10 protein-coding genes are annotated in these 14101 nt (G+C 71.5%); 6 read left to right on the forward strand and 4 right to left on the reverse strand.

The window, feature by feature from the left end; translation table 11 throughout:
- The 4 genes from zwf to tkt all read right to left on the reverse strand — a co-directional run.
- Window positions 1-1002: glucose-6-phosphate dehydrogenase (zwf, locus tag FNH05_RS04535; protein ID WP_144585994.1), on the reverse strand; the 1002-nt coding region annotated here is incomplete at its 3' end.
- A complete protein-coding gene (locus FNH05_RS04540) occupies window positions 999-2648 on the reverse strand; it encodes a glucose-6-phosphate isomerase (RefSeq protein WP_425458412.1) in 1650 nt (549 codons plus the stop codon). The genes zwf and FNH05_RS04540, both read right to left, overlap by 4 nt.
- A 4-nt stretch (window positions 2649-2652) precedes the next feature.
- The gene (tal, locus tag FNH05_RS04545; protein ID WP_144585996.1) at window positions 2653-3783 is read right to left on the reverse strand and encodes a transaldolase; all 1131 of its coding nucleotides are present in this window, start codon (window positions 3781-3783) and stop codon (window positions 2653-2655) included.
- A 20-nt stretch (window positions 3784-3803) separates the two neighbouring features.
- On the reverse strand, window positions 3804-5915 hold the full coding sequence (tkt, locus tag FNH05_RS04550) for a transketolase (protein ID WP_144585997.1): 2112 nt from the start codon (window positions 5913-5915) through the stop codon (window positions 3804-3806).
- A gap of 314 nt (window positions 5916-6229) precedes the next feature.
- Here tkt and FNH05_RS04555 point away from each other — a divergent pair, with 314 nt between their 5' ends.
- From FNH05_RS04555 to hpnH, 6 genes are all read left to right on the forward strand, one after another.
- Window positions 6230-7210: a heme o synthase gene (locus FNH05_RS04555; protein WP_144585998.1), complete on the forward strand. Its 981-nt coding sequence runs from the start codon at window positions 6230-6232 to the stop codon at window positions 7208-7210.
- Between the two features lie 107 nt (window positions 7211-7317).
- A complete protein-coding gene (locus FNH05_RS04560) occupies window positions 7318-9609 on the forward strand; it encodes a HelD family protein (RefSeq protein WP_186382372.1) in 2292 nt (763 codons plus the stop codon).
- A gap of 31 nt (window positions 9610-9640) precedes the next feature.
- Entirely contained in the window at window positions 9641-10237 is a 597-nt protein-coding gene (locus FNH05_RS04565) for an FKBP-type peptidyl-prolyl cis-trans isomerase (RefSeq protein WP_144586000.1), read from the forward strand.
- A gap of 13 nt (window positions 10238-10250) precedes the next feature.
- Entirely contained in the window at window positions 10251-11009 is a 759-nt protein-coding gene (locus FNH05_RS04570; RefSeq protein ID WP_144586001.1) for an SDR family NAD(P)-dependent oxidoreductase, read from the forward strand.
- A 46-nt stretch (window positions 11010-11055) separates the two neighbouring features.
- Window positions 11056-13002, forward strand: coding sequence for a 4-hydroxy-3-methylbut-2-enyl diphosphate reductase (gene ispH / locus FNH05_RS04575; protein WP_186382373.1), 1947 nt, complete (start codon window positions 11056-11058; stop codon window positions 13000-13002).
- A 3-nt stretch (window positions 13003-13005) separates the two neighbouring features.
- Complete coding sequence (hpnH, locus tag FNH05_RS04580; protein WP_144586003.1) at window positions 13006-14010, forward strand: adenosyl-hopene transferase HpnH; 1005 nt, start codon at window positions 13006-13008, stop codon at window positions 14008-14010.
- Window positions 14011-14101 lie beyond the last annotated feature (91 nt).

Consider the following 14101-nt stretch of genomic DNA (forward strand, 5'->3'; position numbering starts at 1 on the left):
GGTGGTCGAGTCCTTGGCGAACCCGGCCTCCTGCAACAGGCCCGGCACCTTCTTGCCGCCCTGCCAGCCGCCCGCGTACTGCCCGCGGGCGGTCGTCCGGTCCAGGGGATGGCACGGTTTCGTGGCCGACAGCACCTTGATCTTCTCCGCGCGCAGGGCCCGCGGCTCGAACGACAGCGGTTCCTCCATCGCGGTGAAGGCCAGCAGCTGCAGGAGGTGGTTCTGGATCACGTCCCGTGCCGCGCCGATACCGTCGTAGTAGCCGGCCCGGCCGCCGAGGCCGATGTCCTCGGCCATGGTGATCTGCACGTGGTCGACGTAGTTGGAGTTCCAGATCGGCTCGAACATCTGGTTGGCGAAGCGCAGCGCCAGGATGTTCTGCACCGTCTCCTTCCCCAGGTAGTGGTCGATGCGGAACACCGACTCCTCGGGGAAGACGTCGTTGACGATGGTGTTGAGTTCCTTGGCGCTGGCCAGGTCGTGCCCGAACGGCTTCTCGATGACCACCCGGCGCCACGACTGGTCGTCGCCCTGCGCGAGACCGGAGCGGGCCAGCTGCTTGGTCACCACCGGGAACGCGCTGGGCGGGATCGACAGGTAGAACGCGGTGTTGCCCCCGGTGCCGCGTTCGGCGTCGAGGTCCCGCACGGTCTGCGCGAGCCGGTCGAAGGCGTCGTCGTCGTCGAAGGTGCCCTGCACGAAACGGATGCCTTCGGCGAGCCGGTTCCACACCGACTCGCGAAAGGGGGTGCGGGCGTGCTCGGCGACCGCGTCGTGCACCAGTTGCCCGAAGTCCTCGTTCTCCCAGTCCCGCCGGGCGAACCCGATCAGCGAGAACCCCGCGGGCAGCAGGCCCCGGTTGGCCAGGTCGTAGATCGCGGGCATGAGCTTCTTGCGGGACAGGTCGCCGGTGACCCCGAAGATCACCATGCTGGACGGGCCCGCGATGCGCGGCAGGCGCTTGTCGCGCGGATCGCGCAGCGGGTTGCTCCAGTCGGTCACCGGCCCCCCACCTCCTGGATCGCCTGAATCGCCCGGACGAGCTGGGCCAGGCCGGCGGCCCGGTCCGTGAGGTGCAGCCGCAGCACCGGCCTGCCGTGCCCGGTGAGCACCTGCCCGTCGCCGAGCGCCTGCGCGTGCTGCAGCTTGCCCAGGGTGTAGGGGCGGTCCGGGACGTCGAGATCGTTCTCGGCGGCACCGGTGATCTGCAGGAAGATGCCGTTCTGGTGCCCGCCCTTGTGGTACTGCCCTGTCGAGTGCAGGAACCGCGGCCCCCAGCCGAAGGTGGTCTGCAGCCCGGTGCGCCGCGCCAGCTCGCTGCGCAGCAGCGAAGCGGAGGCGTCGTCGAGCCGGTCCAGGTAGGCCTGCACGGCGAGGTAGCCGTGTTCCGGCGCGGTGGCGAGGAACTCGGCGAGCACGTCGGTGAGCGTGCCCTCGCCGGACACCCCGGCGGGTGCGAAGACCTCCACCGCGCCGTCCACAGTGGACGGGGTCTCGCCGCCGCCGAGCGCGGCGGGGTTGTCCAGCAGCGATCGGGCGGCCGCCTTGGCGGCCTCCACGTCGGGCTGGTCGAACGGGTTGATCCCCAGCAGCCTGCCCGCGATCGCGGTGGCGAACTCCCACAGCAGGAACTGGGCCCCGAGCGAACCGGAGGTGGCGATCTTCGCCGCGCCCGTGGCCGGGCCGACGGCGACCGGGGTCGCGTCGGCACCGGCGTCGGCGAAACCGGGCGCGTCGGCGCTCTCGACGGCGACCGGCAGCAGGCCGGTGCCCTGCTTGCCGGTGGACTCGGCGATGAGCTGTTCGGCCCAGTCGGGGAAGCCGGGCAGCGAATCCGGGCCGCCCGAGTCGGTCGTCGCCAGTACGACCTTCTCCGCACCGTTGGCGTGCGCGGCGCCCCAGGCCGCGGCGAGCCGCAGCGCCGGGTTGTCCGCGTCGTCGCCGCCCAGCACCTGGGCCGCGGCGGCGGCCTGGTCGAGCAGGCGGGCCACGTCGGCGCCCGCCAGCCCGGCCGGGACCAGCCCGAACGCGGTGAGCGCCGAGTAGCGGCCGCCGACGTGCGGGTCGGCCAGGAACACCTTGCGGTAGCCCTCGTTCTCGGCCAGCTGCGCCAGCGGCGAACCCGGGTCGGTGACCACGATGATCCGCCTCGCCGCGTCGACACCGGCCTCCCCGAAGGCCTTCGCGAAGATGCGGCGGTGGCTGTCGGTCTCCACCGTGCCGCCGGACTTCGACGACACCACCAGCACGGTGCGGGTGAGATCACCGGCGAGGGCGTCGGCGACCTGGCCGGGGTCGGTGGTGTCCAGGACGGTCAGTGCCACGCCCTCGGTCCTGGTGATCACCTCGGGCGCCAGCGACGAGCCGCCCATGCCGGCCAGCACGACGCGGTCCACGCCTTCGCCGCGCAGTTCCTCGCGCAGCGCCTCGATTTCCCCGATCAGCGGACGCGAGCTCTTGTGGAGCGTGGTCCAGGACAGCCGGATGGACGCTTCGGGCTCCGCCTCGGGACCCCACAGGGTGGGGTCCCCGGCGGCGAGCTTCGAGGCGATCTGGTCCGAGACCAGCTTGTCCACCAGCGGGGCGGCCTGGGCCGCGAGCTGCCCATCGGGGATGGTGACGGAAAGCCCGCTGGTTTCGTCCCCCATCATGTCAGTTCTCAGCCTTCCCGAGCTGCGCCTCGACGGTGTCGAGCAGCTCTTGCCAGGACTTCTCGAACTTCTCCACGCCCTCGTCCTCGAGGGTGCGGAACACGTCGGCGACATCCACGCCGACCGCGGAAAGCTGGTCGAAGACCGCCTGGGCCTGCGCCTCGGTGCCGCTGACCTTGTCGCCCTCGATCTCCGCGTGATCGGCGGCGGCGAAGAGCGTCTTCTCCGGCATCGTGTTGACCGTGCCCGCCACCACGAGCTGGTCGACGTAGCGGGTGTCGGAGTAGGCCGGGTCCTTGACGCCGGTGGAGGCCCACAGCGGGCGCTGCGGGTTGGCGCCGGCGGCCTTGAGCGCGGCCCAGCGCTCCGACGCGAACTGCTCCAGGTAGGTGGCGTAGGCCAGGCGCGCGTTCGCGATCGCCGCCTCACCCCGCAGTGCCTTCGCCTCGGCGGTGCCGATCGCGTCGAGCCGCTTGTCGACCTCGGTGTCCACACGGGACACGAAGAAGGAGGCGACGGACTCGATCGCCCGCAGGTCGTGGCCGTTGGCCTTGGCCTGCTCCAGGCCCGCGAAGAAGGCCTCGATCACCGCGCGGTAGCGCTCAGGGGAGAAGATCAGCGTGACGTTGACGCTGATGCCCTCGGCGAGCGTGCGGGTGATCGCGGGCAGGCCTTCCTCGGTGGCCGGGATCTTGATGAGGATGTTCGGCCGGTCCACCGTCTTCCACAGGTCCTGCGCCTCGGCCGCGGTCTTCTCCGCGTCCTTGGCCAGGCGCGGGTCGACCTCGATGGAGACGCGGCCGTCCACCCCGTTGCTCGCGCGGTAGACGTCGCGGAACAGGTCCGCGGCGTTGCGCACGTCGGTGGTGGTCAGCTCGCGCACGGTGGCCGACAGGCCGGCGCCGCGGGCGGCGAGCTCACGGACCTGCTCGTCGTAGGCCTCGCCCTGGGACAGGGCGTTGGCGAAGATCGTCGGATTGGTGGTGACCCCCACGACGTGGCGGTCCCGGATGAGCTCGGCGAGGTTGCCCGAGTTCAGCCGTTCCCGTGACAGGTCGTCGAGCCAGATGGACACGCCGGCCTCGGACAGCGCGGCGAGCCGGTCGGTGCTGCCGTTTCCGGTTTCGCTCATGACGGTGATCCCCTCTGTGGTCAGGAGTTCTTGCTCTTGGCGAGCGAGCTGCGCGCGGCGGCGACCACGGCGTCGGCGGTGAACCCGAACTCGCGGAACAGGGTCTGGTAGTCGGCGGAGGCGCCGAAGTGCTCGATCGAGACGATCTCACCGGCGTCGCCGACGAAGCGGTACCACGGCTGGGCCACGCCGGCCTCGACCGAGACGCGGGCCTTGACGTCCGAAGGCAGCACCGATTCCCGGTACGCCTCGTCCTGCGCGTCGAACCACTCCACACACGGCATCGAGACCACGCGGGTCGGCACGCCGCCGGCCTGCAGGGCCTCGCGGGCCGCGACGGCCAGCTGGACCTCCGAGCCGGTGGCGATGAGGATCACCTCGGGCTTGCCGGAGGCGCCGCCCTCGGCCTCGGCCAGTACGTACCCGCCCTTGGCCACGCCCTCGGCCGAGGTGCCTTCGAGGATCGGCACGTTCTGGCGGGTCAGCGCCAGGCCCGACGGGTGCTCGGTGTCCTCCAGCACGGCCTTCCACGCGGCGGCGGTCTCGTTGGCGTCCGCGGGCCGGACCACGTTCAGGCCCGGGATCGCGCGCAGCGAGGCCAGCTGCTCGATCGGCTGGTGCGTCGGGCCGTCCTCGCCGAGACCGATCGAGTCGTGCGTCCAGACGTAGGTGACCGGCAGCTTCATCAGCGCGGCCAGCCGCACCGGCGGGCGCATGTAGTCGCTGAAGATGAGGAAGGTCGCACCGTAGGGCCGGGTGCCGCCGTGCAGCGCGATGCCGTTGAGGATCGAGCCCATCGCGTGCTCGCGGACACCGAAGTGCAGCGTGCGGCCGTAGGGGTTGGCCCGCCACATGCCCGTGGAAGCCTTTTCCGGGCCGAAGGAGTCGGCGCCCTTCATCGTGGTGTTGTTGCTCTCGGCCAGGTCGGCCGAACCGCCCCACAGTTCCGGCAGCGGGTCGGCCAGGGCGGAGAGCACCTCGCCGGAGGCCTTGCGGGTGGCGATGCCCTTGGCGTCGGGCTCCCAGGAGGGCAGCTTGTCCGCCCAGCCCTCGGGCAGGGTGCGGGTGGCCAGCCGGTCGGCCAGCGCCTTGCGCTCCGGGTTGGCCGCGGCCCACGCGTCGTGGCGCTCCTGCCATTCGGCGCGCCACTGCTTGCCGCGGTCGACCGCCTGGCGGGCGTGGGCCAGCACCTCGTCGTCGACCTCGAAGTGCTTCTCCGGGTCGAATCCGAGGATCTTCTTGACCGCGGCCACCTCTTCGGCGCCCAGCGCGGCACCGTGCGACTTGCCGGTGTTCATCTTCGTCGGCGCCGGGTAGCCGATCACGGTGCGCAGGAGGATGAAGGACGGGCGCGGGTCGGCCTTGGCCGCCGCGATCGCCTCCTGGATCGCCACCACGTCCTCGCCGCCCTCGACGGTCTGCACGTGCCAGCCGTAGGCCTCGTACCGCTTCGCGGTGTCCTCGGACAGGGCGATGGTGGTGTCGTCCTCTATGGAGATCTTGTTGTCGTCGTAGAAGACGATCAGGTTGCCCAGCTCCTGGCGGCCCGCGATGGAGGAGGCCTCGGAGGTGACGCCCTCTTCGATGTCGCCGTCGGAAGCGATCACGTAGATGTAGTGGTCGAAGATGCTCTCGCCGGGCGCGGCCGCGGGGTCGAGCAGGCCGCGCTCGCGGCGGGCGGCCATCGCCATGCCGACCGCGTTGGCCAGGCCCTGGCCCAGCGGGCCGGTGGTGGTCTCCACGCCCTTGGTGTGGCCGTACTCGGGGTGGCCCGGGGTCTTGGATCCCCACTTGCGCAGCTGCTTGAGGTCCTCGAGTTCGAGGCCGTAGCCGGAGAGGAACAGCTGGATGTAGAGCGTCAGGCTGCTGTGCCCGGCGGAGAGGACGAACCGGTCGCGCGCGGGCCACTCGGGGTCACTGGGATCGTGACGCATCTCGCGCTGGAACAGCGTGTAGGCCAGCGGGGCCAGGCTCATCGCGGTGCCCGGATGCCCGCTGCCGCAGTGCTCGACCGCATCCGCGGCCAGCACCCGGACGGTGTCCACGGCGCGGGTGTCGAGATCGGTCCAGCCGGCGGGCACGTTCCGCCGGAGCAGAGGGTTGTTCTCGCTGATAGAGGCGGTTTCGGACACTGAACTCGGACTCCCCGGTGCTTGTCGTTGGTCGTTTTCGTCACTCGGCTTGCGCGCGCCTGCAGGCTACCCCTTGTCTCAATCGATCACGAAGGCGCAATATTCCTGCTCGGGGCCCTGCGCGCAGCCACGATCGGGTCCCTGGGCAGGCAGCCTAGTGGGTGACTACCCGCCGGGTCGAAACCCGACACTTACCGTGGCGGGACGGTGAGATCGGCAACCCCAGGCGCGCCGCTGCCCGCGGCCGTGACTACCATCGGTCGAGGTGTCGCGCCTTGGTGCCGACCCGATTTGGATCCGACCCAGGGAGCGAAATGTCGTTGGTGGACGCTGCGCACGGCCGCAGTGACAGCACCAGCGCTGTGGACCCGAGCGGCGGACGGCCCGGCACGCTCCCGCAGCGCCTTCTCGGGCGCGCGGGTGCCTACCTCGCGTTGACGAAACCGCAGGTCATCGAGCTGTTGCTGGTGACGACCATTCCGGCGATGTTCCTTGCCGGGCGGACGATTCCGTCGCCGTGGCTGATGCTGGCCACGCTGATCGGCGGTTCCATGGCCGCGGGCAGCGCGAACGCGCTGAACTGCGTGATCGACGCGGACATCGACAAGGTGATGAACCGCACCAAGCGCCGGCCGCTGGTCCGTGACTCCGTTCCGCGGCGCAACGCGCTCGTGTTCGGCATCGTGCTGGGCATCGCGTCGTTCGCGATGCTCTATCTCACGGTCAACCTGCTTTCGGCGATCCTCGCGGTCGTCACGATCCTGTTCTACATCTTCGTCTACACCTTCGGCCTGAAGCGGCGGACGGCGCAGAACGTGGTGTGGGGCGGGGCGGCGGGCTGCATGCCGACCGTGATCGGCTGGTCCGCGGTCACCGGCACCGTGCAGTGGCCCGCCTTCGTGATGTTCGGTGTGATCTTCTTCTGGACCCCGCCGCACACCTGGGCACTGGCCATGCGGTACCGGGAGGACTACGAGCGGGCCGGCGTGCCGATGCTGCCGGTCGTGGCCACCCCCCAGCACGTGGCGCGGCAGATCCTCATCTACTCGTGGGTCATGGTCGGCTGGAGCCTGTTGCTGATGCCCGCGACGAGCTGGCTCTACGCCGGTTTCGCGGTGCTGGCCGGTACCTGGTTCCTCTTCTACGCGCACCGGCTCTACCGCCAGGTCAAGCGCGGGGTGGCGACCAAGCCGATGGCCCTGTTCCACCGCTCGAACACGTATCTGATGATCGTGTTCTGCGCGCTGGCCGTGGACTCGGCGTTCGGCTTCCCCGCCTTCGGCCTGCCGTTCTAGTTCTTCGCACGATCCGGCGGGTGGCCGCCGGCGCGGGAATTCCCCGGCGGGTTCCCGCGTTGGGCAACAGTCACCAGATCATTCCGGATGCGAAAGTGGGTTGCGTCTTGTCCGTGTCCCCGGAACGGGAACCAGACAACAGCACCGACCTGGCGGGGGAACAGGACTACGTGTCCCTTCTTTACCGCAGGCTCGACGCCGAGCGGGAATCCGCGCAGCGGCGCCTGACCGAGGTACTGGGGCAGGCCGGAGGACCGCCGCAGGCCCGCACCGAGCGGGATGTGGCCACGACCCTGTACTCGGAGCGGCTCGCCCAGCTCGGCTCGGTGGAACAGGGACTGTGCTTCGGCCGCCTCGACTTCCACGAGGACGAGACCGTCTACGTCGGCAGGCTGGGGCTGTTCGACGAAGACGGTGACTACGAACCACTGCTCATCGACTGGCGCGCCCCCGCCGCGCGGCCGTTCTACCTGGCCACCGCCGCCTCTCCGGAGGGGGTGCGGCGGCGCAGGCACATCCGCACCCTCAGCCGCAGGGTGGTCGGCCTCGACGACGAGATCCTGGACCTGCGGGCCGCCGACCAGGGCCACGACCTGGGGCTGGCGGGCGAGGCGGCGCTGCTGGCCGCGCTGGAGCGCCGCCGGACCGGTGAGATGAGCGACATCGTCGCCACCATCCAGGCCGAGCAGGACCGGATCATCCGGGACGAGCTCGGCGGGGTGCTCGTGGTCCAGGGCGGCCCGGGCACCGGCAAGACGGCCGTCGCCCTGCATCGCGCCGCGTATCTGCTCTACACCTACCGCCAGCAGCTCGCCACGCGCGGCGTGCTCGTGGTGGGCCCGAACAGCACGTTCCTGCGCTACATCGGGCAGGTGCTCCCGTCGCTGGGGGAGACCGGTGTGCTGCTGGCCACGGTGGGGCAGTTGTTCCCCGGGGTACGGGCCCGGGGAACGGACGGCCGCGAGGCCGCCGAGGTCAAGGGCCGGCTGGTGATGACCCGGGTGCTGGCCGCCGCGGTCGCCGACCGCCAGCGGGTGCCCGAAGACGTGCTCGAGGTGGAGTTCGACGACGGGGTGCTCCAGCTGGACCGGGCGACCTGCGAGCGGGCCCGCGCCAAGGCGCGCGGGACCCTGCGTCCGCACAACGTCGCCCGCCGCGTGTTCTTCGAAGAGCTGCTCGACGTGCTGGCGGAGCGGGCGGCGAGCCGGTTCGAGGTCGACCTGTTCGACGGCGTGCCGGAAATCCCCCTCAAGGCGGGGGAGACCGCGGGCGTGCCGGTGCTCGATTCGGGGGACCGGGCGGAGATCCGGGCCGAGCTGGCCGCCTCGGCGACCGTCCGCGAGGCGCTGGACTCCCTGTGGCCGAAGATCACCCCGCAGCGCCTGCTGCGCGAGTTGTTCTCCGCGCCGGAGCGGCTGGAGTCCGCGGCGGGCGGCCTCCTCGCCGAGGAGGAGTGGGCGCGTCTGGTGCGTCCCGCCGCCGAGCGGTGGACACCCGCCGACGTGCCGCTGCTCGACGAGCTGGCCGAGCTGCTCGGCGAGGACGACAGCGACCAGCGCGCCGCGAGGGCGCGGCGCGAGCGTGAGGAACGGGCCTACGCCGAGGGCGTGCTCGACATCCTCGAACAGGACGAGGAGATCATCGACGAGGAAGTCCTCCGGGTGAGCGACATCCTCGACGCCGAACTGTTCGCCGAGCGCCAGCAGCGCCGCAGTGAGCTGACCGCCGCGCAGCGGGCGGCGGCCGACCGTCGCTGGACCTTCGGGCACGTGATCGTCGACGAGGCGCAGGAGCTGTCGCCGATGGACTGGCGGCTGCTCATGCGGCGCTGCCCCAGCCGGTCGATGACCCTGGTCGGCGACGTCGCGCAAACCGGTGCGGCGGCGGGCGCTTCCTCGTGGCACGAGATGCTCGCCCCCTACGTCGAGGACCGCTGGCGCCTGCGGGAACTGACCGTCAACTACCGCACCCCGGCCGAGATCATGCGGCTGGCCGCGGCCGCTCTCGCCGAGGTGGACTCGCGGCTGCGGGCGCCCTCCTCGGTCCGGGAGACCGGGGTCGAGCCGTGGCAGCGGAAGATGCCCGAGGAGGGGGTCGCGGGGCTGGCCGCGCGGGAGCTGGCCGCGGCCGACGGCGGCACGCTCGCCGTGCTGTGCCCGGACTCCCGGCTGGACCGGGTGCGGCAGCAGCTGCCCGAGGACGAACGGCTGTCCGTGCTGACCGTCGGCGAGGCGAAGGGACTGGAGTTCGACGGGGTGCTCGTGGTGGCGCCCGAGGAGATCGTGGCGGCCTCCCCGCGGGGCTGGAACGACCTGTACGTCGCGCTCACCCGGGCGACGCAGCGGCTCGGCGTCGTCTACACCGAGCACGCGCTGCCGACTCTCGTGGGTGCCGGATAAGGACAGGTCAACCGGCGGTTAAGGTGTCGCCATGCGTAATGCTGGCAAGATCGTGCTCGTGGTGGCAGCCGCGCTGGGGCTCGCCGCCTGCTCCAACGGCCAGGAGCCCTCGTCCTACCCTCCCGGCAACGGACCCACCTATCCGGCGCCGAACCCGGCGGGAGCCACCTCGGCCTCTTCGGCCTCTTCGGCGGCCGCCGCGCCGACCGCCCAGCAGCATGAGTGCACCGCGGACGACATCAAGGTCACCGGGGACTACGGCAGCAAGCCGACCGTCACCATCCCGGACACCTGCACCGCGCCGACGAAGCTGCTGACCAAGGACCTCAAGGCCGGGAGCGGAGCCGAAGCGAAGGCCGGCAGCGCGCTGCAGATGAACTACGACCTCTACACCTGGTCGGACAAGAAGGACCAGCAGAACTCGTTCGGTTCGCAGCCGTTCTCGTTCACCCTCGGCCAGGGCACCGTCATCACCGGCTGGGACCAGGGCCTGGTGGGCATCAAGCAGGGCGGCCGCCGCCTGCTGGTCGTGCCGCCGCAGCTGGGCTACGGCGCCAGCGGGCAGCAGACCATCAAGCCGAACGAGACGCTCGTGTTCGTCGTCGACGCGGTCGGCGTCACCGGCTGACGCGTCCCTGCGCATGGACGTCCGGGGCGCGCTCGCGGTGGTCACCGGCGCTTCGTCGGGGATCGGGGCGGCGACCGCGCTGCGGCTGCACGAGGCCGGGGCGCGGCTCGTGCTGCACGGGCGCGACCCCGGCAGGCTCGCCGCGCTGGCGGGGCGCACCGGCGGTGCCACGCTCACCGCGGACTTCGCCGACCCGGCGGCCGTACCCGCCGCCGCCGAGGAGATCACCCGCCGCTTCGGCGAGGTGGACATCCTGGTCAACAACGCCGGGATCGGCTGGGCGGGTCCCTTTGCGGAGATGACCGCGGCGGACGTGCGGCGGATCGTCGAGGTGAACCTGCTCACGCCGGTGGAGCTGACCCGTGCGCTGCTGCCGTCCCTGCGTGCCCGCCCGCGGTCCTCGGTGATGTTCGTGACTTCGATCGCGGGGCGCACCGGGGTCGCGGGCGAGGCGGTCTATTCCGGCGTCAAGGCCGGGGTCGACGCCTTCGCGGAAAGTCTCCGGTTCGAACTGGCGGATTCCGCCGTGCACGTCGGCGTGGTCGTTCCCGGGGTGGTGGACACCGCGTTCTTCACCCGGCGGGGGCGGCCCTACCAGCGCAGCAGCCCGCGTCCCGTGCCCGCGGACCGGGTGGCGCTGGCGGTGCTGCGGTCGCTGCGCGAGGGCCGCGCCGAGGCGTACGTGCCCGGCTGGCTGCGGCTGCCCGTCGCGGTCCGGGGCCTGATGCCCTCGCTCTACCGCACGCTCGCCACCCGCTTCGGTGGCTCCTGACCCGCTGGAAGTGCCGTTCCGGTGGCCGCGGTGCCATGATCGCGGTGTGGCGAGGCGAGACACCGGCCGGATCCCGGCCTCGGACGCGTTCTTCCTGCACGTGGAGACCCCGTGGGCGCCGCAGCACGTCGGCGGCCTGATCATGCTCGACACCTCGGGCCAGGACGGCCCGCCCACCCGCGGGCAACTGCGGGCCAAGATCGTCGCGGCGCTGCCGGGGCTGCCCGGTTTCCGCCGCCGCCTGGCACCACCCACCCGCTGGCGGCCCCTGCGCTGGACCGCCCATACCGGGATCGACTGGGCCTGGCACGTGCCGGAGTTCGATCTGCGCCGTCCCGACGGGCGGCCCGGTGGGATGCCCGCGCTGCACCGGCTGGTCGCGGAGCTGGCCGGGCAGCCGCTGCCGAGGGACCGCCCGCTGTGGCGGCTGTGCGTGGTGACCGGCATCGAGGAGCACGTGGCCGCGGTGATCTCCCTGGTGCACCATTCGGTGGCCGACGGCATCGGCACGATCAACCTGATGCTGAGCATGTTCGACTCGCCGGACCTGACCTCGGCGATGGGCGACGTGGCCCGGCCGGGCCGCTTGCGCCAGGTGCTCGGTGGCGCGGTGGGCCTGGCGCAGCTGGCCTTCGACCGGCGGCCCCAGGGCAGGCTTACGGTGAGCGGGACGGCCAAGCGGACCTTCGGGACCCTGACACTGGACCTGCACGAGGTGCGGGAGCTGGCGCGGCGCCGCGGGGTCCGGGTGACCGACCTGCTGCTGGCCGGGACGGCCGGTGCGCTGCGCCGCCTCGGCCTGACCGTCCACACCGGACCGATCGCTTCCTCGGACACCCTGGTGGAGGGAGCGGACCGGGCACGGCTGGCCGTCGGCGGTGCCCTCGCGGTCGACATGGAGTCCGCGCAGTTCGCCGAGGTCCCGGGCCCGCTGGCCGTGGTCCGCGCCATCGTGGACACCCCGGACCGTCCACTGTGGCGTCCGGGAACCGTGCTGCGCGGCATCGCCGGGCTGCGCTCCCTGCATGCGGCGGCGCCCGTGCTGCGGGAATGGTGCGAGGCCACGGGCGAGGGAGAGGTCCTGCTCGCCAGTCCGCGGTCGTTCTGCGCCGGTGTGGACCGCGCGATCGAGATCGTGGAACGGGCGTTGCAACGGTACGGCGCCCCGGTCTACGTGCGGCGCCAGATCGTGCACAACGCGCATGTGGTGCGGCGGCTGGAAGGCCTGGGTGCGGTGTTCGTGCAGGAGATCGAGGACGTGCCGCCCGGGGCCACCACCGTGCTGGCCGCCCACGGGGTCGCTCCCTCGGTGCGCCAGGCCGCCGCGGCGAAGGACCTCCGGGTGATCGACGCGACCTGCCCGCTGGTCACCAAGGTGCACAACGAGGTTCGCCGCTACTCGGCCCGCGGTGACACGGTGTTCCTCATCGGCCACGCCGACCACGAAGAGGTCGAGGGCACCGTGGGCGAGGCGCCCGGACAGGTCGTCGTCGTCGAGGACGCGGCCGCCGCCGCCCACGTGCAGCCCCGCGACCCGGGCAAGGTGGCGTACGCGATGCAGACCACCCTCGCCGTCGACGAGGCCGAAGAGATCGCCACGGTGCTGCGTGAGCGGTTCCCGGCAATGCAGGCGCCGCGCCGCGACGACATCTGCTACGCCACGACGAACCGCCAGCGGGCGGTGCGGGCCGTCGCCGGGGAGGCCGACCTCGTCCTGGTCGTCGGCTCCGCCAACTCGTCCAACTCCAAGCGGCTGGTCGAGGTGGCCAGGCGGCAGGGCGCGCCCGCCCATCTGGTCGACGATGTGTCCGAAGTGGACCTGCGATGGCTGGCGGGGGCGCGGCGGATCGGGATCACCGCGGGTGCGTCGGCGCCGCCGCACCTGGTGGAGGAGCTGACCCGATGCCTGAGCGGTCTCGGCCGGACCTGCGTCCGGGACAGCCAGGTGGCCGACGAAGACATCCGTTTCACGTTACCTCGAGAGGTGGGGTAGACCATGGCCATGCCACTGCGGCAGTCCGTCCGGCTGGGCGCCTTCCTGGCGAAGCAGAAACTGCTGCGCCGGGACAAGTACGCGATCCTCGTCGAGCTGGAACCGCTGTTCGCGTGCAACCTCAAATGCGGCGGGTGCGGGAAGATCCAGCAGCCGGCGCACCTGCTCAAACAGCGGATGCCGGTGCAGCAGGCGATCGGCGCGGTGGAGGAGAGCGGGGCGCCGATGGTCTCCATCGCCGGGGGCGAGCCGCTGATGCACCCGCAGATCGACGAGATCACCCGGATCCTGCTGGAGCGCCACAAGATCGTGTTCCTGTGCACGAACGCGCTGCTGCTGCCCAAGCACCTCCACCGGTTCAAGCCGCACCCCGACTTCGCGTGGATGGTGCACATCGACGGCCTCGAGGACAAGCACGACGCGTCGGTGCGCAAGGAAGGCGGGTTCCAGGCCGCGATCGACGCGATCAAGCTGGCGAAGGACGCCGGGTTCCGGGTGATGACCAACACCACGTTCTTCAACACCGACGCCCCGCAGGACGTCATCGACGTGCTCGACTACCTCAACGACGTGGTGGGCGTGGACAACATGCAGCTCTCACCGGGCTACGCCTACGAGAAGGCACCGGACCAGGAGCACTTCCTCGGGGTGCAGCAGACGCGCGAGCTGTTCGCGAAGGCGTTCGCCGGGGGCAGGCGGAAGAAGTGGCGGCTCAACCACTCGCCGGTGTTCCTGGACTTCCTGGAGGGCAAGCGGGACCTGGAATGCACCCCGTGGGGCATTCCGTCCTACTCGCTGCTGGGCTGGCAGCGGCCGTGCTACCTGCTCGACGACGGGTACGCCAAGACCTGGCGCGAGCTGATCGAGGAGACCGACTGGGACGCCTTCGGCCGCGGCAAGGACCCACGCTGCGCCAACTGCATGGCGCACTGCGGCTACGAGCCCACCGCGGTCATCGCCACCACCGGCTCGCTGAAGGAGACCATCCGCGCCGCCGCCGGCACCTGAGGCTTGCGGCAGAGCCGTGAGGGGCCCCACACGGTCGTATCGGCCAGGGCTCCGGCAAGGTCGCGTGAGTGTTGGCCGTGAAGGGTCCCTT

The sequence above is a fragment of the Amycolatopsis rhizosphaerae genome, assembly GCF_007713715.1.
GTDB lineage: Bacteria > Actinomycetota > Actinomycetes > Mycobacteriales > Pseudonocardiaceae > Amycolatopsis_E > Amycolatopsis_E rhizosphaerae.